23 protein-coding genes and 1 tRNA gene are annotated in these 22,269 nt (G+C 48.4%); 15 read left to right on the forward strand and 9 right to left on the reverse strand.

Annotated elements, in window-relative coordinates; all coding sequences use genetic code 11:
• Positions 1 to 44 precede the first annotated feature (44 nt).
• Genes CD05_RS0113935 through CD05_RS0113950 form a run of 4 tightly spaced genes read left to right on the forward strand, consistent with a single transcriptional unit; the run spans position 45 to position 1,853 of the window.
• Positions 45 to 617 (forward strand): zeta toxin family protein, encoded by a 573-nt coding sequence (locus tag CD05_RS0113935; protein ID WP_028510991.1) that lies wholly within the window; start codon positions 45 to 47, stop codon positions 615 to 617.
• On the forward strand, positions 614 to 865 hold the full coding sequence (locus CD05_RS0113940; protein WP_028510992.1) for a hypothetical protein: 252 nt from the start codon (positions 614 to 616) through the stop codon (positions 863 to 865). The genes CD05_RS0113935 and CD05_RS0113940 overlap by 4 nt, the downstream gene beginning before the upstream one ends.
• Positions 865 to 1,308, forward strand: coding sequence for a MaoC/PaaZ C-terminal domain-containing protein (locus CD05_RS0113945; RefSeq protein WP_028510993.1), 444 nt, complete (start codon positions 865 to 867; stop codon positions 1,306 to 1,308). The genes CD05_RS0113940 and CD05_RS0113945 overlap by 1 nt, the downstream gene beginning before the upstream one ends.
• Positions 1,305 to 1,853, forward strand: a complete 549-nt coding sequence (locus CD05_RS0113950; RefSeq protein ID WP_028510994.1) for an alpha/beta hydrolase — start codon at positions 1,305 to 1,307, stop codon at positions 1,851 to 1,853. Before CD05_RS0113945 ends, CD05_RS0113950 begins: the two co-directional genes overlap by 4 nt.
• A 162-nt stretch (positions 1,854 to 2,015) precedes the next feature.
• Here CD05_RS0113950 and CD05_RS0113955 read toward each other — a convergent pair whose 3' ends face one another.
• On the reverse strand, positions 2,016 to 2,948 hold the full coding sequence (locus tag CD05_RS0113955; protein ID WP_028510995.1) for a zinc ribbon domain-containing protein: 933 nt from the start codon (positions 2,946 to 2,948) through the stop codon (positions 2,016 to 2,018).
• Positions 2,949 to 3,216: 268 nt separating this feature from the next.
• On the opposite strand from CD05_RS0113955, the gene CD05_RS0113960 reads away from it, so the two are divergent.
• Together CD05_RS0113960 and CD05_RS0113965 are read left to right on the forward strand one after the other, a co-directional pair.
• Positions 3,217 to 3,293, forward strand: a tRNA-Pro gene (locus tag CD05_RS0113960).
• Positions 3,294 to 3,442: 149 nt separating this feature from the next.
• On the forward strand, positions 3,443 to 3,799 hold the full coding sequence (locus tag CD05_RS0113965; RefSeq protein WP_037323038.1) for a four helix bundle protein: 357 nt from the start codon (positions 3,443 to 3,445) through the stop codon (positions 3,797 to 3,799).
• A 293-nt stretch (positions 3,800 to 4,092) separates the two neighbouring features.
• On the opposite strand, the gene CD05_RS0113975 is transcribed toward CD05_RS0113965, so the two are convergent.
• A complete protein-coding gene (locus CD05_RS0113975) occupies positions 4,093 to 4,818 on the reverse strand; it encodes a hypothetical protein (protein ID WP_037323039.1) in 726 nt (241 codons plus the stop codon).
• A 369-nt stretch (positions 4,819 to 5,187) separates the two neighbouring features.
• Here CD05_RS0113975 and CD05_RS0113980 point away from each other — a divergent pair, with 369 nt between their 5' ends.
• Genes CD05_RS0113980 through CD05_RS21190 form a run of 3 tightly spaced genes read left to right on the forward strand, consistent with a single transcriptional unit; the run spans position 5,188 to position 7,098 of the window.
• Positions 5,188 to 5,559 carry a GntR family transcriptional regulator gene (locus CD05_RS0113980; RefSeq protein WP_028510999.1) on the forward strand — a complete coding sequence of 124 codons (372 nt, stop codon included), beginning with the start codon at positions 5,188 to 5,190 and terminating at the stop codon, positions 5,557 to 5,559.
• Positions 5,531 to 6,400, forward strand: coding sequence for an ABC transporter ATP-binding protein (locus CD05_RS0113985; protein ID WP_051589040.1), 870 nt, complete (start codon positions 5,531 to 5,533; stop codon positions 6,398 to 6,400). The genes CD05_RS0113980 and CD05_RS0113985 overlap by 29 nt, the downstream gene beginning before the upstream one ends.
• Positions 6,397 to 7,098 (forward strand): hypothetical protein, encoded by a 702-nt coding sequence (locus CD05_RS21190; protein WP_028511001.1) that lies wholly within the window; start codon positions 6,397 to 6,399, stop codon positions 7,096 to 7,098. The genes CD05_RS0113985 and CD05_RS21190 overlap by 4 nt, the downstream gene beginning before the upstream one ends.
• A 41-nt stretch (positions 7,099 to 7,139) precedes the next feature.
• Here the strand turns inward: CD05_RS21190 and CD05_RS0113995 are convergent, their stop codons facing one another.
• Positions 7,140 to 7,574 (reverse strand): Rrf2 family transcriptional regulator, encoded by a 435-nt coding sequence (locus tag CD05_RS0113995; RefSeq protein WP_028511002.1) that lies wholly within the window; start codon positions 7,572 to 7,574, stop codon positions 7,140 to 7,142.
• 117 nt (positions 7,575 to 7,691) lie between these two features.
• Positions 7,692 to 8,240, reverse strand: coding sequence for an NADH peroxidase (locus tag CD05_RS0114000; RefSeq protein ID WP_028511003.1), 549 nt, complete (start codon positions 8,238 to 8,240; stop codon positions 7,692 to 7,694).
• 314 nt (positions 8,241 to 8,554) lie between these two features.
• On the opposite strand from CD05_RS0114000, the gene CD05_RS20060 reads away from it, so the two are divergent.
• The 5 genes from CD05_RS20060 (at position 8,555) to CD05_RS18850 (ending at position 13,874) form a co-directional block, all read left to right on the forward strand.
• Positions 8,555 to 9,301 carry a hypothetical protein gene (locus CD05_RS20060; RefSeq protein WP_051589041.1) on the forward strand — a complete coding sequence of 249 codons (747 nt, stop codon included), beginning with the start codon at positions 8,555 to 8,557 and terminating at the stop codon, positions 9,299 to 9,301.
• A gap of 242 nt (positions 9,302 to 9,543) precedes the next feature.
• Entirely contained in the window at positions 9,544 to 11,214 is a 1,671-nt protein-coding gene (locus CD05_RS0114010; protein ID WP_028511004.1) for a formate--tetrahydrofolate ligase, read from the forward strand.
• 182 nt (positions 11,215 to 11,396) lie between these two features.
• Positions 11,397 to 12,302, forward strand: coding sequence for a hypothetical protein (locus CD05_RS20065; protein WP_028511005.1), 906 nt, complete (start codon positions 11,397 to 11,399; stop codon positions 12,300 to 12,302).
• On the forward strand, positions 12,274 to 12,720 hold the full coding sequence (locus CD05_RS0114020) for a CBS domain-containing protein (protein WP_028511006.1): 447 nt from the start codon (positions 12,274 to 12,276) through the stop codon (positions 12,718 to 12,720). The genes CD05_RS20065 and CD05_RS0114020 overlap by 29 nt, the downstream gene beginning before the upstream one ends.
• Entirely contained in the window at positions 12,717 to 13,874 is a 1,158-nt protein-coding gene (locus CD05_RS18850) for a serine hydrolase (RefSeq protein ID WP_051589042.1), read from the forward strand. The genes CD05_RS0114020 and CD05_RS18850 overlap by 4 nt, the downstream gene beginning before the upstream one ends.
• Before the next feature lie 814 nt (positions 13,875 to 14,688).
• On the opposite strand, the gene CD05_RS0114035 is transcribed toward CD05_RS18850, so the two are convergent.
• The 5 genes from CD05_RS0114035 to CD05_RS0114055 form a co-directional block, all read right to left on the reverse strand.
• Positions 14,689 to 15,438 (reverse strand): helix-turn-helix domain-containing protein, encoded by a 750-nt coding sequence (locus tag CD05_RS0114035; protein ID WP_028511008.1) that lies wholly within the window; start codon positions 15,436 to 15,438, stop codon positions 14,689 to 14,691.
• Positions 15,439 to 15,754: 316 nt separating this feature from the next.
• Positions 15,755 to 17,176 carry an extracellular solute-binding protein gene (locus CD05_RS0114040; RefSeq protein WP_028511009.1) on the reverse strand — a complete coding sequence of 474 codons (1,422 nt, stop codon included), beginning with the start codon at positions 17,174 to 17,176 and terminating at the stop codon, positions 15,755 to 15,757.
• Between the two features lie 16 nt (positions 17,177 to 17,192).
• A complete protein-coding gene (locus CD05_RS0114045) occupies positions 17,193 to 18,170 on the reverse strand; it encodes a hypothetical protein (protein WP_028511010.1) in 978 nt (325 codons plus the stop codon).
• A 315-nt stretch (positions 18,171 to 18,485) separates the two neighbouring features.
• Entirely contained in the window at positions 18,486 to 20,360 is a 1,875-nt protein-coding gene (locus tag CD05_RS0114050; protein WP_028511011.1) for a heavy metal translocating P-type ATPase, read from the reverse strand.
• A 3-nt stretch (positions 20,361 to 20,363) separates the two neighbouring features.
• A complete protein-coding gene (locus CD05_RS0114055; RefSeq protein ID WP_028511012.1) occupies positions 20,364 to 20,582 on the reverse strand; it encodes a cation transporter in 219 nt (72 codons plus the stop codon).
• 342 nt (positions 20,583 to 20,924) lie between these two features.
• On the opposite strand from CD05_RS0114055, the gene CD05_RS0114060 reads away from it, so the two are divergent.
• Positions 20,925 to 22,223 carry a hypothetical protein gene (locus tag CD05_RS0114060; protein ID WP_028511013.1) on the forward strand — a complete coding sequence of 433 codons (1,299 nt, stop codon included), beginning with the start codon at positions 20,925 to 20,927 and terminating at the stop codon, positions 22,221 to 22,223.
• The last annotated feature ends 46 nt before the right edge of the window (positions 22,224 to 22,269 follow it).

The following is a 22,269-nucleotide window of genomic DNA, read 5'->3' on the forward strand; positions in this document are numbered from 1 at the left end:
TAGGCAGGGGGGCGTAATCAAAGAATAAATGAGGTGTTTGACTTTTGAAGATATATACCATAATAGGCGGCATCAACGGTGTCGGCAAAAGCAGCCTTTCAGGTCTTCTGTCTGCCGAGACTACCGAGCTTGGCATGATCGTCGATACTGATAAGCTCAACCTTAAACACGGCGGTGACAGAATGAAAGGCGGCAAGGAAGCAGTCGCCCTGATAAACAGCTGCCTTGACAGCGGCGTGAATTTCACTCAGGAAACTACGCTCTCAGGCGTAAAGACCCTTAAAACGATAAAGAAAGCCAAGGAGCTCGGCTATTACATCAAGCTCTATTATATAGGCGTAAGCTCCTGTAATGAAAGCCTTGAACGTATCGCAAACAGGGTCAGAAAGGGCGGCCATGATATCCCCGCAGAGGACGTGCAAAGGCGTTATGAAAAGCGCTTTGAAGACCTTGACAGGGTGCTGCCATACTGCAATGAGGTCAAGTTCTTTGACAACGAGAACGGATTTTCCGAGGCAGCCGAGTACAGAAACGGCGGCATAATACCCAAATGCGCCGTACTTCCCGACTGGCTCGCAGAATACAAAAAACATTATGAAAGCAGGGAAACGATATGATAGAATTCCGCTACGACACACAGCTGCTGCTCGAAGCTGAGGGCATTGACGAGGACGAGCTGTTTGACTACATCACCGACCACTTCACAGGCGACAGCCTGCTCGTTGTGACAGACGATGACACGACAAAGCTGCACTTCCACACCAACGAGCCCTGGAAGATACTCGAATACTGCGCTTCCTTGGGCGAGATATACGATATCGTCGTCGAGGATATGGACAGGCAGGCAAGAGGGCTCAAGGGATAATGTATTACGAGGATATAAGCACAGGCGACAGGCTCACCCTTGCCCCGGTGACGGTGGATAAGGACGATATGATATCATTTGCAAGGCAATATAACCCCGTGCCGATACACACCGACGAGGAATACGCCAAAGCTGCCCGTGCAGGCAGGCTCACATCATCAGGGCTTTATACCTTTGCGCTCATGTGGGCTGAGTATGTCGTGCAGGACTTTGGCGGCGAGCAGACGCTTGCAGGGCTGTCAATGCGGCTCGATTTCAAAGCGCCGGTGTTTGCAGGAGATGTGCTCTCAGGCACTGCCGAGGTGATACAAAAGCGTGAGCGCAACCCCTACAACGGCATCTTCACTGTCAGGATAGATATTTTCAACTCCTCCGGCTTCCTCGTGCTCACAAGCGAGACTGACACGGTGGTAAAGCGCCGCCCGAAGGAGGGAAACTCATGAAAAAGCTGTGTGTTCTTTTCCCGGGCATAGGCTATCACTGCGACAAGCCGCTTCTCTACTACAGCGGCAAGCTCGCAAGGGCGAGGGGCTATGATGTCATAGCGCTGAAATACTCGGGCTTCCCCGACGGCGCCAAAGGCAACGACGAGAAGATGCGCCTTGCTGCCTCACACGCACTCTCGCAAAGCGAGCAGCAGCTTGAAGGCGTTAGGTTTGAAGATTACGGGCGCATAATATTCATAGGCAAGAGCATAGGCACAGCCGCCTGCCTTGAATACCGGCAGCTGCATAACATCTCCGCCGGAGGTATACTTTTCACACCTCTTGTTTTCACCTTCGGGCATGACACAAAGGGCTTTACCGCCTTTCACGGCACAGCCGACCCCTGGGCAGCCACCGCCGACATAGAGCGTCTTTGCAGCGAGCACTCTGTACCCCTGCACATCTACCCCGGCACCAACCACTCGCTCGAATCCAATGACCCTCTTAGCGACCTGCGCTCGCTTTGTGATATTATGGAAAAGGCCGGGAAGACGATCGTATAAAATAAGAAAGAATATAAAAAAAGAATAATGAATAAAAAGGTATCGGCTACGCCGATGATTTAAATATCATCGGCCGCAGGTCGATACCTCTATTTTTATTTCTTATTTATTCTTTCTTCTTTATTCTTTTAGCAGGCGCTTTGAAAAGCGCCTGCGCATATTTTACCAGTGCTGGTCTACCTTAGTCTCGCCGGTCTCCTTGTTGTATGCAACGCTGTAGCCGTGCTCAGCTGTGTATACATTGTACCATGCGTAGGTCTCGTTCTCGCTCCACATCTCCATAGTGGTGATGTCGCCCTCGACCTGACCTGCAACTGCCGATCTTACAGCCGACTCGTCAGCGGAAGGTGCTTCAGATGTAGTTGTAGTCTCTGTCTCACCGTCTTCGTTGGTGGTGGTCGTAGTAGTTGTCTCATCGTCGGCAGCGGACGTGGTGGTAGTAGTATCTGTGTTGCCGTTCTCGTCGGTAGTTGTTGTGGTAGTAGTATCATCTTCCTTAAGAACGCCTGTTGTAGTTGTCGTAGCAGGTGTGCCGTCGTCGTTTGTAGCCTTTGTCACATCGGGCTCTTCGTCGTCATCGTCTACGCTTGCCGAATCAGCCGGCTCCTCAGAAGCTGCTGTAGCAGCCGCTGTGTTCTTGACTGTTATCTTGCCGGAGTCATTGTTGTTGCCAAACAGCTTTGTAGCAACAGCAAGGCAAACTATAGCCACGACAATGATACCTACTGCGATAACGAGCACCATTATGTAAAGGCGCTTCTTATCGTCGTCATCTTCGTCATCGTCTTCGTCGTCGTAATCATATTCATCATCGTCATCTTCCTCGATGCGGCGGCGTGAAGGTGCGGGAGCTCTTCTCTCTATTCTCTCAGGCTCTTCCTCTACATCATCGTCATCATCATCACCGAGATCTACGCTGCGTGCATATTCCTCACTCTTTGAAGGCTCTGCCTTCTTGAAGATGATAGTATCGCCCTTGGCAGCTGCATCTTCTTCCTCCTCGCTCTGGTCAACGAGCAGCGAGTGGCAGTACTTGCAGAGTATAGCCTCCTTCTGTATCTCTTTTCCGCAGTGCGGACATACTTTTGTCTCCATTTATATATCCATCCTTTCTCAAACGATTAAGTTTATAAAGTCATATATTTCTGCATAATAATATTCTATCACAGTTAAACGCAAAAATCAACCTTTTTTAATGATTTTTTTCTAAAAAGCGGCATATATAGTATATACACGACAAAAAGCGGACTATATTTTGATGTTACATAATATACATTGCACTATCGCAAAGGGTGATAAAAGGGCTGTTTTGCACTTGACAAAGCAGAAAAAGTATAGTATAATAATAAAGTTATGAATACCCCGGGGCGTAACTCAGCTTGGTAGAGTGCTTGGTTTGGGACCAAGATGCCGCAGGTTCAAGTCCTGTCGCCCCGACCAACAGCGCCCCATAGCATTAGCTATGGGGCTAAAATAATAAATAAAAAAGAATAAAGAATAGTGAATAAAGAAATGTGCCGGGCGCTGTTGTATTATTCTTTATTCTTTATTATTTATTCTTTATTCTTCAAAAAAGGAGAGCTCATCAGATGATATATAACAATCCCTTGCTTGAAAAATCGCTCATTTTTGCCGCAAGAATAGTAAAACTCAATCAGTACCTGATAAAAGAAAAGCACGAGACTGTTATATCGAAACAGATCGTCAGAAGCGGTACATCTATCGGAGCAAACGCAAACGAAGCAGTTTACGGTATCAGCAATGCGGACTTTATTTCCAAACTGCAGATCTCACTTAAGGAAACTGCCGAAACAGAATACTGGCTCAGGCTTCTGATATTATCCGAGTACATAGAAAAAAAGCACGGAGAATCTATGCTTGATGATTGTCTTGAACTAAAGAGAATACTTATTGCTTCACTGAAAACTGCTAAGACCAAAAAATAAAATTTCCTTTTTGTTCGTCATTCACTAAAAGACGACGAAGAAGACAAAGAAGACTTCCCTTTTCTTCTTCATTACCGTTATCATTATCATTGTCCTTTTCTTTTTCCTTGTCTTCTTCCTTTACATTATCATTATCTATATCCTTTTCATTATCCTTATCAGTATCGTTTCGTAATACGAAACGATACGGCCGTATTACGCTCGTATATCCGCATAGCATAACAAAAACAGAGGCACCGCCTATTTCAGGGCGTGTACCTCTGTTGCTTTTTTATTTATCCGCAGCCGCTATATCAGTGATTGAAGAAGCTGCTGAGCGAGAAGCCTGTCGGCATCGGGATAGTCAGCATATAAACTGTTGTCAGCACAAGTCCGACCACGCCGATGAACAGCACAGCCGTTCTGTTGGGCAGGCGCTTGAATACACCGACAATACCAAGCAGGAACAGCACTACCGAGTAGATGACATTTACAAGGTTGTAAGCATCGCCGTTTGCGTTGTCCTTCTGGCCTTCTTCGAGCAGCTTCTGAGACTCGTCAAGAAGGTCGTTTGCATCTGCATAGTAGTTGTCTACCATTCCCGGAACGTCAAATGGCGACTGATACTTGCCGGGGTTCTTGTCCATCTCGTCAAATGCGTTCTGAAGGTTCTCAGAACCGTTCTCAGCTATGTAGTTGTCGATCTTTTCTTCAAGTATCTCAGCGGTCTCTGTCTCGCCTTTTGCATTTGCTATATCGAGCTCGTAGCAGTATTCGTTGTAGGTGCTCCATACCAGCTCGTCTGTGATGTTGTCCTGAAAGCCTGAGTTGTACACCGAGTTGCCCTCTGCTGCGAGGTTGTTGCTCTTGGTGTAGTTTGTCGCCTGGTTGCCGCCGTGAAGCGAGCCTATCCACGAAGCCCATGCTGTGAGCAGAGCTGTCACACCGAGGAATATCGCTACGAGCACCTCGATAGCATTCTCACTTAAAAAGGGTTTCTTCTCGCTTTTCTCTGCTGCCTGGTTTTTTTCATCTGCCATTATCTGTTCCTCCTGTTATATTTCATTAAGGCAACACCGCACAACCATTGTACGTCAGACACGCAGTCAAATTTTTCGTCAGATTGGCTAAATTTACCGCAGGAATACTAACGTATTTCAAGGTAAATTTGGGTAATATGACGGAAAATTTGCAAGTGGATGGCGTGCAAAGGTATCCGCCGGTGGTTGTGCGGTGTTGCCTTAAGGTACTCATATTATATCATACGTTCAGCATTATTTCAAGCACTTTTATAAAATATATGATACCCCGAGAAAAAATTTTTCTCCCCCTATTGACAAAAGGGTAAGGGTGTGTTATACTGTATATATCTTAAGATATACAGTATATGCAGAAAGGCCGGTCTGACTATGAAAATAATACTCAAAAACAGCTCTGATGCCCCTATCTACGAGCAGATAGAGGAGCAGTTAAGGGCGCAGATACTTGAAGGCGTGATGCCGGAGGGCGAGCAGCTGCCGAGCATAAGGGCGCTTGCAAGAGACCTTAAAATAAGCGTTATCACGACAACAAGGGTGTATAACGACCTCTGCGAGGAGGGGTTTATCGTCTCTGTCGCAGGAAAGGGCTATTTCGTTGCAGGGCGCAACAACGAGCTGCTGCGTGAGAGAATGCTCTCGGCTATGGAAACAGCACTTGAAACAGCCGTGGAGAGCGGCCGCAGCGCAGGCTTGACCGATGACGAGATAACAGATGCGCTCAAGGCATTTCTGGAGGGGTAGACATTGGATAATATTTTACAGATACAGGGGCTTTGAGCTCAAAGATGTCAGCTTTTCGTTCCCGAGGGGATATATCATGGGCTTTGTCGGGCAAAACGGCTCGGGCAAGACGACGACTATACGTTCGGTACTCAACATGACGCACATAAACAGCGGCAGGATAAGCGTGCTGGGGCTTGACAGCGTTGCAGACGCAAAGCAGATAAAAAACCGCACCGGCGTGGTGTTTGACAGCCTGTATTTTGCAGGGCATCTTAACGCAAAACAGATAGAGCGCCAGCTCTGCGGCTTTTACGACAGCTGGGACAAGGAGGGCTTCTTTAAGCGCCTTAAGGAATTCTCGCTGCCCGACAACAAACAGGTCGGCGACTTCTCAAAGGGCATGAAGATGAAGTTCATGATAGCCGTTGCCCTCTCGCACGGCGCAGAGCTGCTGATACTTGATGAGCCCACCAGCGGTCTTGACCCTGTGGCAAGAGACGAGCTGCTTGAAATACTCTACGATTTCATTCAGGACGAGAACAGGGGCGTGCTCTTTTCAACGCACATCACCGCAGATGTTGAAAAGGTCGCCGATTACATAACCGTCATGCAGGGCGGAAAGGTCTGGTACACAGGGCTCAAGGACGAGCTGCTTGAAAAATACGTCATCATCAAGGGCGACATAAACGACCTGCCCGAGGATAAAAAGAAAGACTGCATAGGCATACGCAGCTACCCGGCAGGCTTTGATGCAATGCTTGAAGCTGACAAGGCGGCGGACTTACCCAAAAGCATAGAATTTGACAGAATAACACTTGACGATATGCTCGTCTACATAGCAAGGGGTGACAAGGAATGAAAAACATAGTAAACATCATAAAGCTCGACCATATCACAGTCAGCAGCAAGACAAGCGTCCTGGTAAGCACGCTTCTGCCTCTGCCGTTTCTGATAATGGGGCCGCAGTTTGGCATTATAATATATATGATGATGTTCGGAAACTTTTATCACGGGGTATTCATTACAGGCGAGAAAAGCGGCTACGGCAACCTTTACGGCGCTCTGCCAATAACCAAAAAGGAGCTCATTGCCGCAAGGTTTATCGAAACTCCCCTGCTGTGTCTTATAGCAGGCGGCCTTGTAACAGCGCTGGGAGAGATATCTATAAGGCTCGGCTGGTCTGAATATCTGTTAAAAAGCATTCACCTCGAAGACCTTGCAGTTTTTTTCACAAAGCAGTCCGACATCTTCGCTCCTGTTGCAGTGGCGGGTCTGTGCTTTGTGTTCAGCTGCTATATGTCATTCCTGTCGCTTGTTGACTTCAAGTGGGGCGTCGCAAAGGAAGGCCCTATATCTGTCCTGTTCACCTTTTCCTGCTGCGCTCTGGCATGGCTGATAATCACGATAACAGATATCGACGTTGCCGAGGAGTTAAAGACCCTTGTGACATATCACCACACAAAGATAGCAGTTATATTTGTTATCATGGGTCTTGTACTTGAAGTGATATTCGCTATAGTCACCTATCTGCTTATCAGAAACGACGATCTGAGATAAAAGAAAAACGGCACCTTAAGCCCGGGTGCCGTTTTGTATTATCATATCGTATAGTCTATCGTCTTTTCCATGTTGTGCTCGATTATGTCACGCAGGGTTATCGTGTCGATAACGCCCTTGACTGCGTCGTTGAGCTTTTCCCACACAAAAAGCGTCGGGCACTCGGTCGCTCTCGGGCACTGGTTCGTCTCGTCGTCAAGGCAGGAAACAGGAGCCATGCTGCCCTCGGTAAGGCGAAGTATCATGCCCACCGTGTAAAACTCCGGCTCATGAGCGAGCCTGTAGCCGCCCTGCGCACCACGCACGCTCTTTACATAGCCTGCACGGTTAAGCAAAATGACTATCTGTTCAAGATACTTGACCGAGATATTCTGCCTATGCGCCACATCCTTAAGAGGCATAGCGCTGCCTGTGTCATTTACCGCCATATCATACATAAGCCTTAAGGCATACCTGCCCTTTGTAGATATCTTCACTGCCCCACCACCTTTTTCATATTTACCTATGTGAATAGTATGTATTTATTATACCCTATTTATCAACATTTGTCAAGCAAAAAACGGCTATCCCTGCGGACAGCCGTTTTAAACTTATCAGCCGAAGTATCTGTCGAGCAGACCCTTGAAAGCCTTGCCGTGTCTTGCTTCGTCTCTTGCCATCTCGTGAACTGTGTCGTGGATAGCGTCGAGGTTGAGAGCCTTTGCTCTCTTAGCAAGATCGGTCTTGCCGTTTGTTGCGCCGTTCTCAGCGTCAACACGCATCTGGAGATTCTTCTTTGTGCTGTCGGTAAGCACCTCGCCTAACAGCTCTGCGAATCTTGCAGCGTGATCTGCCTCCTCAAAAGCTGCCTTCTCGTAGTACATACCAACCTCGGGATAGCCCTCTCTGTAAGCTACTCTTGCCATAGCAAGATACATACCTACCTCAGAGCACTCGCCCTCAAAGTTGGAACGAAGATCCTTCTTTATATCCTCGGGAACGTCAGACGCTATACCTACAACGTGCTCGGAAGCCCATGTCATGCCTGCTTCCTCGTCCATCTTGTTGAATTTCGATGCCGGAGCCTTACATACAGGGCACTGCTCGGGAGCAGCCTCACCCTCAAAAACGTAACCGCATACTGAACATACAAACTTTGCCATAATAATATCCTCCTCTTCTATAAGCATCATCAGCTTATTTTGTATATGAATTATATCATATATTAAGGCGTTTTGTCAACGCTATCTAAAGGTGAGATTATTAACATTTAGTTAACACGAGCTTGCTGTGCTTATTTTTGTTGTGATTTTACACAAAGAATAGACTTTTGTATTGTAAATTATGTCAGGTCGTAAGAAATTTATTTTCACACAGGAAAAATTCCTTGACATTTTGTTAAAAAAATGGTAAAATATCAAACGTTAAAGCAGATTCATATTTTATTATGCACCAAATTGTTTAGGAGGAATTTACTATGAAGAAAATGTTCAGAGTTTCCGCAGTTCTCGCTATGGCTATCGCTATGATGATGTCTATGACAGCTTGCGGTGATGACAGCTCATCCAGCAGCAAGGCAGCAGCTTCCAGCTCCGCAGCAGCAAGCTCGGCAGCAGAGAGCAGCAGCGCAGCAGAAGAGAGCTCGGCAGCAGAGAGCACAGCAGAGAGCACAGCAGACGATGCAAGCTCCGAGGCAGAGACTCCCGCAGCTGACGGCGAAGTTGACACAGCAGCTCTTACAGCTAACGCTTGGACACTCGGTATGCTCGCAAAGGAAGACGGTACTATCGTACAGATCGCTGACTATGCAGCAGAGCTCGGTGTTGAGCCTGAGTCACAGATGGTAACATATGCATTCAGCGCTGACGGCAAGGCTATGTGCGTACAGGTCGGCATGGGCAAGCTCGTTGGTACATACACAATCGAGGGCAAGAAGATCATCACAAACATCAACAACGTTTCCAGTGAGTTCGAGCTCGAGGAAAATGACGGCACTAAGGTACTCACAAACGAGATGCCTGAGTCTGAAGAGTACAAGGGCGCTATCTATGTTGCTAACACATCCGTAGACCTCACAACTGCTTTTGAGGAAGGCGAAGCTGCTGAGGGCACTGAGGAAGGTGCTGAGGGCACTGAGGAAGGTGCTGAGGGCACAGAAGAAGGCGCAGAGGGCACTGAGGAAGGTGCTGAAGACGCTGAGGGCACAGAAGAAGCTGCTGAGTAATCAGTCACTTTCTGTTGCATTTTAGTCAAATAAAAGTAATAAGGGCTCTGTGCTTGATGCACAGGGCTCTTTCTATGCCCTGCATACATAATAACATGGCTTATTTTCAACTATTTGTCACATTTTATAATTGACCTTCGGGTAAATATGTGGTATAATATAGGTTGGAAATTTGTTTTTACAAAACGGGTGAGAGTCTTTTCTCTTACCTCTATATCTTTATCTAAAAGGGGCGGGATATTATGTTAAGCGATATCGAAATAGCACAGCAGGCAAAAATGAAAAGAATAGGCGAGATAGCTGCCAAGCTCGGCATCTCCGAGGAAGACTATGAGCCCTACGGCCACTATAAGGCAAAGCTCTCCGAGAGCCTTTATACAAAGACCAAGGACAAGCCCGACGGCAAGCTCATACTCGTCACAGCTATAAACCCCACACCTGCCGGTGAGGGCAAGACGACTATCTCGGTAGGTTTAGAGGAAAGTATGTCAAAGATAGGCAAAAAGGCTATCCTTGCTCTGCGTGAGCCCTCGCTGGGTCCTGTGTTCGGCATCAAGGGCGGCGCAGCAGGCGGCGGCTATGCTCAGGTAGTGCCTATGGAGGATATAAACCTTCACTTCACAGGCGATATGCACGCTATAACTGCTGCAAACAACCTGCTCTGCGCTATCGCTGACAACTCGATGCACCAGGGCAACCCCCTGAATATCGACCAGAGACGCATACTCTTCAAGAGATGCCTTGATATGAACGACAGAGCTCTGCGTGAGGTCATCGTAGGCCTCGGCTCCAAGGTAAACGGTATCCCGAGAGAGGACGGCTTCCAGATAACCGTTGCTTCCGAGATAATGGCTATACTCTGCTTATCCTCTGACCTTGCAGACCTTAAGGCAAGACTTGAGCGTATACTTGTAGCCTACACATATGACAACAAGCCCGTCTATGCCAAGGACTTAGGCTGCTGCGGCGCTATGACAGCTCTGCTGCGTGACGCATTAAAGCCTAACCTCGTTCAGACGCTTGAAAATAACCCGGCGCTTATCCACGGCGGCCCGTTTGCAAATATCGCTCACGGCTGCAACTCGGTAAGAGCCACCAAGCTCGCACTTAAGCTCGCAGATTTCGTTATCACAGAGGCAGGCTTCGGCTCTGACCTCGGCGCTGAGAAGTTCTTTGACATCAAGTGCCGCTTTGCAGGGTTAAAGCCCTCATGCGTAGTGCTCGTTGCAACTATCCGTGCGCTCAAATATAACGGCGGCATTCCCAAGACAGAGCTTACAGCCGAGAATGTCGAGGCTCTTGAAAAGGGCATCGTGAACCTTAAGACACACATCGAGAATATGCAGAAATTCGGCGTGCCGGTAGTCGTTGCGATAAACCGCTTCGCTTCCGATACAGATGCTGAGATAGCAGTTGTCAAGAGAGTATGCGGCGAGATGGGCGTAGAGGTCTCTCTCGCTGAGATATTCGCAAAGGGCGGCGAAGGCGGCACAGACTTAGCAGAGAAGGTCGTTTCCACGATAGAGAACAAGCCCTCGCAGTATAAGCCCCTCTATGACGAAAAGCTCCCCGTAAAGGAAAAGATAGAAACTCTTGCAAGAGAGATATACCGTGCTGACGGCGTGGTATACACCGCTCAGGCTGAAAAGGCTCTTAAGGAGATAGAGGCTCTCGGCAGGACAGATGTGCCGATATGCGTTGCAAAGACACAGTATTCGCTCTCTGATGACCCGGCCAAGCTCGGCAAGCCTGAGGGCTTCAAGATAACTGTAAGGGATATGCGCTTATCATCAGGTGCAGGCTTTATAGTTGTGTATACAGGCGATATCATGACGATGCCAGGCCTTCCCAAGGTGCCTGCCGCATTCAATATCGACTGCGACAACGAGGGCAATATCACCGGCCTGTTCTGATATATCCGCAGCAGTAAATAGTAACAAATTTAAGACAGAAAAGATGTAGGACTGCACAAAATCTTGCATCTTTCATCTTTTCGTCTGTATTTACTTGACAAAGCGTACAAAATATTGTATAATTGATTTTAGTACCTTTTATGACGGGTCTTTGTGCCATTTTGAGAGGAATATTGACATTTATGTTTGATATAAAGAAAACAGCGCTCACGTTAGCGGCGGTGCTCGCACTGTCACTCGCTTCGTGCAGCAAAGGCAGCAGCAGCTCACAGACAGAAACTACACGCTCAACTGTAAAGCCGCCTGTCGAGGCCGATGTCTCGGTGCCCGACAGCAAGGACGAAACTCCCGAGAAGGATAATATCGGAGACAAGCTGCGTGCAGCATATGATATACTCACCGGCGAAAAATATACCTATAAGCTCACCCTTGAAGCCAACGACCTTCCGCAGGAGGTAAAGATAGAGCGCTACAAGAGCGGCAGCAAGGTGTTTCAGTCGCAGGAGACCGAGCAGGGCAAGAGAGGCTTTCTCTCGCTCGGCAGCAACATATATGAATTTGACTACCTGACATACTCCTATACCGATGAGGGCTTGTTTATGCCCGACGTTATAGAGAGCGTGGTAAAGGAAAACCTCGAACAGACCGCATCTCATATAAAGCCTAAGGACAATGAGGTCGCTGAGGAATACACATATATGGGCGATACATACATCACCGTGTTTGACTTCTATTTCGATAAGAAAAACGGCTCGCTCAAACGCTATACCACCACCTACTCTGTAGAAGGCGACGATGACTACGTTGAGACAAGAACTATCACCGAGCTTTCTTCAAGTGTCGGAGATGAGCGTATATTTGAGCCGACATTTACAACAACACTGACCGATTTCTCGGCATTCTCATCGGCAGACAGGCAGACCTACTGCACTGACCAGTGCAAAAAGTTCGGCATCACCGAACAGAACCTCGTGTCGAACGGAATGACCTATGAGAGCTTTAAGCGGATAAGCTACAACGACTTTGTGGGGCTTATCTACAGACGGGGGGTAAGGCCAAATGAATATGCTTTCTCTCCTGAAGCCTAAGGCACTGCTTGATTACGCATATACCGACCAGTCGGTAAGGCAGGTGCTTGAAAGGCTCAAGAATCACGGCTATACAGCTATACCCGTGATAAACAAAAAAGGCGAGTATATAACGACCGTGACAGAGGGCGATATACTCCGCTTTATGCTGACAAATGATATACTCGACCTGCGAGAGCTTGAAAGAATACCTATTACAGATATAGAGATCAAGGGTAAGAACAAGCCGGTGTATATCACATCAGGAATGGACGAGCTGATACTCCTTTCAATGGAGCAGAACTTCGTGCCTGTCATAGATGACCGAAATGTCTTGAGCGGCATCGTGACAAGACGTGATATATTGCAGTATTGCTATAACACTATTTCCGAATACCGACAAGCGGTTGAGCTTGGTAAAATAAAGGAGAATGAATGACTATGCGAAAGATCACTATGAACCATAAGGGCGGTGCAGGCGTGATAGCGCTCATGCTCGTCATACTTATCCTTGCTGTGGGAACGGCCGTGCTGGTCGTCGTGGACAACGGCAGCATAGGTAAGTCTACAAGTATGGAGGCGGTAAAGATAACCACCAACGATTCCTCCTCCAAGACTGACGACAGCTCAGATGCTATCGACGACTCAGCAGCAGAGCCTGAGCCCGAGCCGGAGCCTGAGAGCCTGCTTCCTACACTCAGCGACGACTACAAGGAAGTAAACGCAAAGAAGATAGACAGTAAATACTGCGTGCTCATAGACGCTGACACAAATCAGATAATCGCCGGCACAGGGTATGATAAGAAGATCTACCCCGCTTCCCTTACAAAGCTGATGACACTTCTCGTGGCTGCTGAGAATATCGACGATATCAAGGGCACATTCAAGTTCACAAACAAGATAATCGAACCGCTCATCGAGCAGGACGCTTCCCGTGTCGGCTTTGAGAACGGCGAGAAGGTCACAATAAAGGATCTGCTTTACGGCTCGATACTGTGCAGCGGCGCAGATGCTACAACAGCACTTGCTATCACCGTTTCAGGCACAGAGAAGGACTTTGCAACTCTCATGAACAGGAGAGCCGAGGAATTAGGCCTTGAATCGACACACTTTATGAACGCAAGCGGTCTTCACGATAAGAACCATATATCCTCCTGCCTTGATATGGCAGCACTTATGAAGGCAGTTATCGAGAACAAGACCTGCAAGAAGATAATTTCCACAGAGAAATACACAACAGGCAAGACAAAGCTGCACCCCGACGGCATAGAGATACAGAGCTTCGTGTTCAAGAATATCTACGAATTCGGCAAAGACCCCGACTTTGAGATCGGCGGCGGCAAGACCGGCTATACAGACGAAGCAGGCACACTTCTTGCTTCCTACCTTGAATATGACGGCAAGACATACATAGCAGTCACAGCGAAGGCTCTCACACAGGCGCAGGCTGTTCTTGACACAGAGTACCTTTACCACAACTACGTTGTAAAGCCTGCAAAGGCAGCAGCAGAGGATAGCGATAAAGACGAGACAGCAGAGACAGCTGACGAGAATGCAGATGAGTCCAGCGAGGACGAAAAGGAAGCTGCATAAAATATAAACAATATATAACAATTAAGCCCGAAGGTTATACGCCTTCGGGTTTTTGTGTTGTGAAAATGAAGAGGAAAAGAACAGAGTGATAAGGAACAAAGGGCAAAAAGGTTTTTTGTCAACCTTTTTTCCTCAAAAAAAGGTTGCGGGTCAAGGGCAGAGCCCTTGCGTGGTTTGGAGCAGAGCTCCATATCGGCGGAGCCGACCGGGCGGCGAACAACGTAAAAAAACCGCTCCACACTTCGAGCCTCAACACCCTTTCCGGAACGAACATTGTTCGCCGCCCAAATGCCGCAAACAGGAGCCGTGCCGAAGGCAGGCGACGCTTTTGCGGCGGCCGCCGCAGGCGGCAATGAGCCGATGCCGAACGGCGAGGCCTTGCCCCCGGAGCGGTGGGCAGCCGGTGAAAGTTGGCAATTCAGGGGGGCTTACCTTCAAGGGTACGCTCTCGCTTTCCTACGGTATGCCTCGCCATTCGGCTTCGTCTTGCCGCAAAGGCGGTCGGTGCCTACGGCACTCTCCCTGTTTGCGGTGGAGGGCGGCGAACATATTCGTTCCGTATGGGGCTTTGCGGCTCAAAGTGTATAGTGTTTCTTTACTTTGTTCGCCGCCCAAGTCGGCTCCGCCGATGTGGGGCCAGCCCCACACCCTGCTGGGCTCCGCCCAGACCCGCAAACTTTTTTTGAGGAAAAAAGTTTGACAAAAAACCTTTTTGACCCTTGTTCTTTATTGGGTCTATCTTTTCTCTTTTATTCCATCTTTTTTCTTTCCTATATACACAAAAACACCGCACGTTATATGTGCGGTGCAATTTTTACGTTTCATGGTTACTCTTCCAATTCACACGGAAGAATTCCTCTCTATACTGTTTCGGTGTTAGTCCTGTATGCTTACGAAACGCCGAGATAAAGTGGCTATGCGAGCTGAAATTAAGGTAATTACCAATATCAATTGACGAATAATCGCTATACTTAAGCATATTCTCCGCCGCCTGTATCCTTCGTGACATTATAAATTCGGAGATCGTCACGCCGACCTCCTGTCTGAACAGCTTCGACAGATACTGCGCCGAGAGCCCCAGTCTGTCAGCAAGCTCAGACACCCTCACGCCGCTATAGATATTATCATAGATAAGGTCAAGGCACATAAGTATATGCTTTGAATACGCCTCGCCCGAGCTTACAGTCTGCATTCTCTTAGCGTATTCCAGGAAAACCTCCTGGTGTATCTGCCCGAGCTCAGCTTCTGTCTCGCTTACATCAAGGCGGTTTATGAATATGTCGCTTATCGTATAGGAAGTCTCTGTAGGCATCCCTGCCTCGATACAGAAGCGTGCGATAAGCGCTATGGTTATTATCAGGTGGTATTTCATATTTCTGATCGGGTCTTCGCTCAGCTTGCCGTAGCCCTCAACAGCAAGCGGCGTATAGAGCGACTTTACACGCTCGATATCACCTGATGCGACCGCACCGTAGAATTCAAGCTCCTTCTCGTATGGCGAGTGCAGCTTGCCGTATTCACGCTGTATGAATTCCCTCTGAGCAAGCTCCTTGTTGATGCTCACAGCAATACCCCCTTTTCCAAATATTCTTACCATGTTTTAGCTATAACCATTATACCACATTTTAAACAATTTGTAAATGGTTATTTCCGTAAATATTTCTCTTATTTGATTATTAATCATTTTACCTTAAAATTACACTCGCATTTTTGATATAAAGTATCATATTTTTGATACGTATGCCGCCCCTTCATAAAGAAGATACCGCACAGCCTGCCTTTTGGGTAAACTGTGCGGTACCATGCTTTGCCGTGACCGGCTAATTGAAGGAAGCTTTATGAAGTCTCTAAAAGCTTAATTAAATAAAGATTTGGCTGAATTACTTCTTAATGGATTCCTGCTCCTTCTGGATGTAGTAATCAAGTGCCTTCTCGTTTTCTTCAACGAGCTCTGTCCATGTGTGTGTACCGGCCGGGTTCATTGTGCCCTTGATTATGTTATCTGTCAGGTTGGAGATATCCTGTGATACGCCCTGAGCGAACTCAAATACAGGATGCTCCTCAGCCATCTTGTAGATCTCGTCTCTCATGTCGAGCATTTCCTGTGTCCAGCCGTAGTCCTCTGCGAGCTGGTCAAGTGTGATCTGATGAGCTGCCTCGTCGATCTCTGCATATCTTGTGCAGTCGAGCCAAGCTGCAACGCCCTCAGGGTTAGAGCAGCCCTTAGCAAGGCAGAATGCGTGTATTCTTGAAGGAATATACTGTGCATCAGAATCAGCTGCACACGGAACAGGAACGAACATTACCTCGTCGTCAGCGATGTTGCCGTAAGGCTCAGTTGACGAAGGAGCGTTCTCAATGCCCCAGAAGCCGATAGGATAGAAGAGTGTAAGGCCGGATGCAAGACCTGTACCGAATACATCGCCTCTTACCTTCCAGTCGTGCTGATCCTTAGGATAAACGACCTCATTCTTCTGAAGCTCATACATCATGTTCTCAGCCTTTGCAAGCTCGGGAGCCTTGATGTTGTTAACTATCTTACCATCCTTCATATCTATGAGCGGGAGGCCTGTAGATTCAAGGAGAGCGTTCTCATAGTACCAGCCGTCGAGAGCGTACTTATCTTCCTCAGCGTTTGTGAAGTCGATGCACATCTCGCTCATGGTATCCCAGTTCCACTTACCCTCTTTCCAGAGCTGAGCAGGATCGTCCATACCGATATCGTCGATTATCTTCTTATTGTAGATCCAGATGTAGCTGGGGTCAACTCTTACAACGCCTACATAGTGCTTGCCGTCGAAGATGAACTTGTCAGCAGCTGTCTTCATAGGTGCCCAGAGCTCACTGGAGTAGTCGATGTAATCCTCTATAGGCTCGATCATTTCCTTGATAGCGCACTTAGGGAATACGTTCATATCATCAGCGCCGATAAAGTCAGGCGATGAGTTAGCCATAACGTTCTTGGCAAGATCATCGAAGTAGTTGTCCCATGTGGTCTGCATCCACTCGATCTTACCGTCATACTTTGTCTTGAAGAGTGCAAGGTCAACACCTATCTCCTTATCCTCGCTCTCTGTGGGGTTGATATCCCAGTGAGAGAACCACTTGATAGTTGTGTTGTCGAGCTTTCTGGGCTCCTTTATGCTGTCAGCAAGACGCTGTACTATCTGCTGCTGATCCTCCTTGAGCTCCTTCTCGGGCATCGAGGAAGAATCGCTTGAGCTGCTGTTGCCGCAAGCTGCTATGCTCAGTGCTGAGGACATAGCCACTACACCGGCAAGGACTCTTTTAAATGCTTTCATTTATTTTCCTCCGAAATTACTTTCTCTTCTTGCTTGCGATCACGCCTGCAGCTGCCATAGCCATAGCTGCGAGTATAGTGTTGGAAGCAACACCTGTTGTTGTGTTACCTGTAGCTGCGCCTGTGCCTGTACCTGTGCTGCCGCCTGTTGTTGTGCCAGCGCCTGCTGTGCTGCCGCCTGTTGAGCCGCCTGTTGAGCCGCCTGTTGACTCGTTAGCGTTGCCGTCATCAGCGTCAGCGTCTGCATCAGCATCTGCATCAGCGTCTGCATCAGCATCAGCATCAGCATCAGCATCAGCGTCTGCATCAGCATCAGCGTCAGAGTCTGCATCAGCGTCTGCGTCTGCGTCTGCATCAGCATCAGCGTCGCCGCCGTCAGCTGCACCGGAGAGAACGCCGTTCGGGTCAAGGTTTATTGTCATAGAGAGAACGCCGCCGTTGAATGCGCCTTCCTTATCCCAGCCTGCGACCTCAGGGCAAGCCTTCTTCTTAACTTCGCCTGTCTCCTCGTCTACTTCGTCCAGCGGACGGATGTGGATTCTGAAGCCGCCCTCAGGATCCTCTGTAGCCTCTGTGATAGCGTTTACTGTATCAAGAACAGTCTCTGTGCCGTCCTCTGCAACGAACTTAGCGTCTGTGATCTCTACATTGTAGGGATAGCCGTCTGCAGGGAGGTTGAGGAGCATGATACCCATATCGCCGAGAGTACCCTTACCGGACATAGTTGTATCTGCCATAGGAGCACCTATGGAGAACTCTACGTTGATAACGCCCTCGTCGTTGATGCCGATCCACTCGCTCTGGTTCCAGTTCCACTTCTGGCTCATGAAGAAGCCCATAGCACCTACGCTGTAGTATGCGTCGTTAACTTCCTTGTTGTCCTCTGTAGGATATGCAACAGAGCCAAGATCTGTAGCAGCCGAAGCGCTTACTGTAAGCATCGAAAGTGCGAGAGCTGCTGCTGTCATACCAACAAAAATTTTCCTCAGTTTCATAGTGATTTTCCTCCAATTAATATAAATTCTCCGCAAGCATTACGGAGTTGCCGTTTGTGAACGATTACATTATACACCAAACTATCACATTCGTATATAAAAAATATAACAACAGTGTCACCGATTTAACCATAACATTATATAAATTTGTATCAATATTTTAACATCATTAACGAATTGTGAACTGCTACAAATTGTAACCATGTATTTTGTGCAGATACACAACAAAAAGACTGCCCCCGTGAAAAGAGCAGTCTTACATCATTTTGTCAGAACATCTTGCCACTATGTCCGCCATGGAAAAACACAGTCGGGTCACTTGTTTTTGGAGAGCATTCTCACAGCGTTGAGCACAGCGAGCACCATTACTCCCACATCTGCGAATATCGCTATCCACATATTGGCTATACCGAGCGCTCCGAGCAGCAGACAGATGAGCTTTACTCCTATAGCGAACACTATATTTTCATAAACTATACACATACAGCGTCTTGAAAGGCGAATGGCCTTTGCTATCTTTACCGGGTCATCGTCCATGAGCACGACATCGGCAGCCTCGATAGCCGCATCAGAGCCGAGAGCGCCCATAGCTATGCCGATATCGGCACGGGTGAGCACAGGGGCATCGTTTATGCCGTCGCCCACGAATGCGAGTGCTGCGCCCGATGGCTTCTGTGCGAGCAGCTCCTCGACCTTATCCACCTTGTCTGCCGGCATAAGGCGGCTGTAGAGCTTGTCAATGCCGAGCTCCTTTGCTGCGGCCTCTGCTGCACGCTCGCCGTCGCCCGTGAGCATGACAGTCTGCGAGATGCCTGCTTCACCGAGCTGCTTTATCGCCTCACGGGAGGTGGGTTTGAGCACATCTGCGACTACTATATGCCCCATATATTCGCTTTCAGAGGATATGTGTATCACGGTGCCTGCGCTGTGACATTCGGTGTAGTCTGCGCCCGCACGCTTCATCAGCTTGTCGTTGCCGACGTATATCTCACGCCCGTCGATAACAGCGCACACGCCCTCACCTGCAAATTCCGAGACCTTTGACAGCCTGCTGCTGTCAGGCAGCGACTTGCAGGCACGCACGATGCTCTTTGCTATCGGGTGGTTTGAATTCTGCTCGGCAAGTGCGGCTATCTCGAGCAGCTTTTCCTCCTCGATGCTGCTGTGGTGGATACCCACGACCTCGAACACGCCCCTGGTCATAGTACCCGTCTTGTCGAACACGACGTATTTTGTCTTTGACAGCGTTTCGATGAATTCGCCGCCCTTTATAAGTATGCCCTCACTGCCTGCACCGCCGATAGCTGCAAAGAAGCTGAGCGGTATGCTTATCACCAGCGCACACGGGCAGCTGATAACAAGGAAGGTAAGCGCTCTTGATATCCACTCGCCAAACATTGCGCTGCTGCCGGTGAGCATTCTCACAAGCGGCACGCCGACACCCAGCAAAAGCGCCGATATGCACACCGCCGGGGTATAGTATCTTGCAAACTTGGTTATGAAGTTTTCCGACCTTGACTTGCGCTCACCCGAGTTTTCAACAAGCTCGAGTATCTTCGACACAGTCGATTCGCCGAAGGGCTTTGTCGTTTTGACTCTAATGAGAGCGGTGAGGTTTATGCTGCCGCTCTGCACATTGTCGCCCTGAATCGCATCAACAGGCATACTCTCGCCGGTGAGCGCCGAGGTGTTGAGCGTCGTGTCGCCCTCGATGATAACACCGTCTATCGGTATCTTCTCGCCGGGCTTGACAACGATAATGCTGCCGACCTCTACATCGTCAGGGTCAGCCTCCTCCACGCCTTGCTCAGTTTCCACAAAGGCGCAGTCGGGGCGGATATCCATGAGCGCTGCGATGTTCTTTCTGCTCCTGCCGACGGCTATGCCCTGGAAAAGCTCGCCTATCTGGTAAAAAAGCATAACAGCCGAGCCCTCACGGTATTCACCGAGCGCCATAGCGCCGATAGTCGCCACCGCCATGAGGAAATTCTCATCGAGCACCTGGCCGTTTAAAATACCCTTGAACGCCTTTATCAGTATGTCATACCCTATCACAAAATAGGGCGCAAGATACATCAGAAGCTGCACATACCACGCAGGCTCTGCAAAATGGTCAACGACCGACACCGCCACGAGCAGCACGAGCGCTATGATTATCCTGGTAAGGGTCTTTTTCTGCTTTCTTGTCATATCTTAAAATTCTATCTCGCAGTCGGGCTCGACCTTTCGGCAGGCTTTGAGCACGCTTTTCATAACTGCCTGCTCATCAGCGCCCTCGTCAAACTCGACCTTCATCTTAAGTGCCATGAAGTTTACCGATGCGTCCTTGACACCCTCGGTCTTCTTGGCTGCCTGCTCCATTTTATGTGCACAGTTTGCGCAGTCTACCTCGATAGCATAAGTCTTTTTCATTATATAGATCATCCTTTCTTGTAACATATGAATACTTGTTCATTTGTTTGATTTTATTATACCATCTTTTACATCATATGTCAATAGCCTTTGAAAAATTTTTCCGCAGCACCTGATAGCCGCCCTATCAGCCCCGTTATTACACGGTGAGAAGCTATTTTGTGTAATAGTTATACAAGGCTGTTTCTTTAATTGTGAATACTGCACCTAAATCTGTGGTGAAATTTGTATAAAATATTACTTGTATATTAAGAGCAAATATAGTATAATATTAAGGTAAGATTTTGTTTTGTGTGCTGCCGTTTTGCACGGCGAAAATATATCCGGAAAGGAATGGTTCTTTTGGCAAGAAAAAACGAAAGCACAAGCGAAAAGATCGTAAGACTTTATAAGGAGGGCTGCTCTGTTGACGAGATCGCCAGAGTTATGGAGATCCCCAAGGGCAATATCCCCAATATACTTGAAAAGCATTTCCCCGATTATCAGAACTATGTGCAGCCTGAGAGAAAGCACGATATAGAGCCTGAAAAGCCTGCAAAGAAGGGCGGCATAGGCGGCTTCTTCGGCAGAGGCAAGAAGGAGGAGCCGGCGGCTGATGCATCAAGCTCGATGCTCAACCTCGATATGGACGATGAGGGCTTTATCGACAGAAGCGTTGCCGGTATAGCATCTATGATAAAGAAGGGCAGGAGCCCGAAGGATATATGCGCATTCCTTAACTGCACACCTGCTGATGTTGCAGCAGTATCTGTAGTTATGGACGAGCATTTCAGACGCAAGGAGGCTGCTGAGACTGCAAAGAAGGAATCCTTCAAGACAGGTCCCGACTACGACGGCCCCAAGGTCAAGGAAAGCACAGACCTGCTCACAGGAAACAGCGCTTCCGATGCTGTGTCTTCTGCACCTGTATCTGTTGCAGACCTTGAACAGGAATATGTTCCCCCTGTATACGATCCCGTTCCGGAGAACCCGACTATGGACGAGCTCACAGTTCCGGACGTGAATGATCTGGTATTTGAATCGGATATCCCCAAGACCCCTGCTACAGCTCACGAGACCGAGGAAGAGGTCGAGAAGAGCATAGAGGAAAGATCTGCTGATAACTTCGAGATCCCAAGCGCTTCACTGCCCGAGATAAGCGATCTTGGTGCTCCGGTGGCTGAAATGGCCGATGCACCTGAGGCAGCCGAGGCAGAAGCACAGGCTGAGGAAACAGCAGAAGCTCAGCCCGAGGAGACAGCAGAGCCCGAGGCTCCTGCATTCACCTCCTCATTCACATCGCCGTTTGCAGCTTCCACAAGCGAGGTTGAGGACAGCGAGGAGGATACTACCGATTATAATATAGAGGAGGACGATTCTATGACACCTATGGAAAAAATGAGGAAGTTCGCAGAGCTTCAGATAAAGGATAACGAGGACAAGATAGCAGAGCTTGAAAAGAAGGCTGAGGACGCTAAGGCAAGCGTTGATTCCGTCGCTGCAAGAGTCGGCGAGATAGAGGCTCAGATAGCCAAGCTCAGAGAGGAAGCAGACCAGATAGCCTCCGAGAAGGTTAAGGCTGAGGCCGAGGCTGCTGACATAGAGTCACAGATAGCTGCCCTCCAGAAGGAGAACGACGAGTTCAAGAGCTACATAAAGTAATAGGATATCGTCTCAGCCCCGATGTGTGTCGGGGCTGTTTTGTCAG

Origin of the sequence: Ruminococcus sp. NK3A76 (assembly GCF_000686125.1) — a bacterium.
Lineage (GTDB): Bacteria > Bacillota > Clostridia > Oscillospirales > Ruminococcaceae > NK3A76.

What these genes read in the sequence shown, in the direction of transcription:
- CD05_RS0113985 (WP_051589040.1), top strand. Translation starts at nt 5,531, where the DNA reads ATGCGCTCAAGGCATTTCTGGAGGGGTAGACATTGGATAATATTTTAC.
- CD05_RS0113940 (WP_028510992.1), top strand. Translation starts at nt 614, where the DNA reads ATGATAGAATTCCGCTACGACACACAGCTGCTGCTCGAAGCTGAGGGC.
- CD05_RS18850 (WP_051589042.1), top strand. Translation starts at nt 12,717, where the DNA reads ATGACTATGCGAAAGATCACTATGAACCATAAGGGCGGTGCAGGCGTG.
- CD05_RS20065 (WP_028511005.1), top strand. Translation starts at nt 11,397, where the DNA reads ATGTTTGATATAAAGAAAACAGCGCTCACGTTAGCGGCGGTGCTCGCA.
- CD05_RS0114055 (WP_028511012.1), bottom strand. Translation starts at nt 20,582, where the DNA reads ATGAAAAAGACTTATGCTATCGAGGTAGACTGCGCAAACTGTGCACAT.
- CD05_RS0114045 (WP_028511010.1), bottom strand. Translation starts at nt 18,170, where the DNA reads ATGAAACTGAGGAAAATTTTTGTTGGTATGACAGCAGCAGCTCTCGCA.
- CD05_RS0113975 (WP_037323039.1), bottom strand. Translation starts at nt 4,818, where the DNA reads ATGGCAGATGAAAAAAACCAGGCAGCAGAGAAAAGCGAGAAGAAACCC.
- CD05_RS20060 (WP_051589041.1), top strand. Translation starts at nt 8,555, where the DNA reads ATGAAGAAAATGTTCAGAGTTTCCGCAGTTCTCGCTATGGCTATCGCT.
- CD05_RS0114050 (WP_028511011.1), bottom strand. Translation starts at nt 20,360, where the DNA reads ATGACAAGAAAGCAGAAAAAGACCCTTACCAGGATAATCATAGCGCTC.
- CD05_RS0113965 (WP_037323038.1), top strand. Translation starts at nt 3,443, where the DNA reads ATGATATATAACAATCCCTTGCTTGAAAAATCGCTCATTTTTGCCGCA.
- CD05_RS0114000 (WP_028511003.1), bottom strand. Translation starts at nt 8,240, where the DNA reads ATGGCAAAGTTTGTATGTTCAGTATGCGGTTACGTTTTTGAGGGTGAG.
- CD05_RS0114040 (WP_028511009.1), bottom strand. Translation starts at nt 17,176, where the DNA reads ATGAAAGCATTTAAAAGAGTCCTTGCCGGTGTAGTGGCTATGTCCTCA.
- CD05_RS0114020 (WP_028511006.1), top strand. Translation starts at nt 12,274, where the DNA reads ATGAATATGCTTTCTCTCCTGAAGCCTAAGGCACTGCTTGATTACGCA.
- CD05_RS0113955 (WP_028510995.1), bottom strand. Translation starts at nt 2,948, where the DNA reads ATGGAGACAAAAGTATGTCCGCACTGCGGAAAAGAGATACAGAAGGAG.
- CD05_RS0113980 (WP_028510999.1), top strand. Translation starts at nt 5,188, where the DNA reads ATGAAAATAATACTCAAAAACAGCTCTGATGCCCCTATCTACGAGCAG.
- CD05_RS0113950 (WP_028510994.1), top strand. Translation starts at nt 1,305, where the DNA reads ATGAAAAAGCTGTGTGTTCTTTTCCCGGGCATAGGCTATCACTGCGAC.
- CD05_RS21190 (WP_028511001.1), top strand. Translation starts at nt 6,397, where the DNA reads ATGAAAAACATAGTAAACATCATAAAGCTCGACCATATCACAGTCAGC.
- CD05_RS0114010 (WP_028511004.1), top strand. Translation starts at nt 9,544, where the DNA reads ATGTTAAGCGATATCGAAATAGCACAGCAGGCAAAAATGAAAAGAATA.
- CD05_RS0113945 (WP_028510993.1), top strand. Translation starts at nt 865, where the DNA reads ATGTATTACGAGGATATAAGCACAGGCGACAGGCTCACCCTTGCCCCG.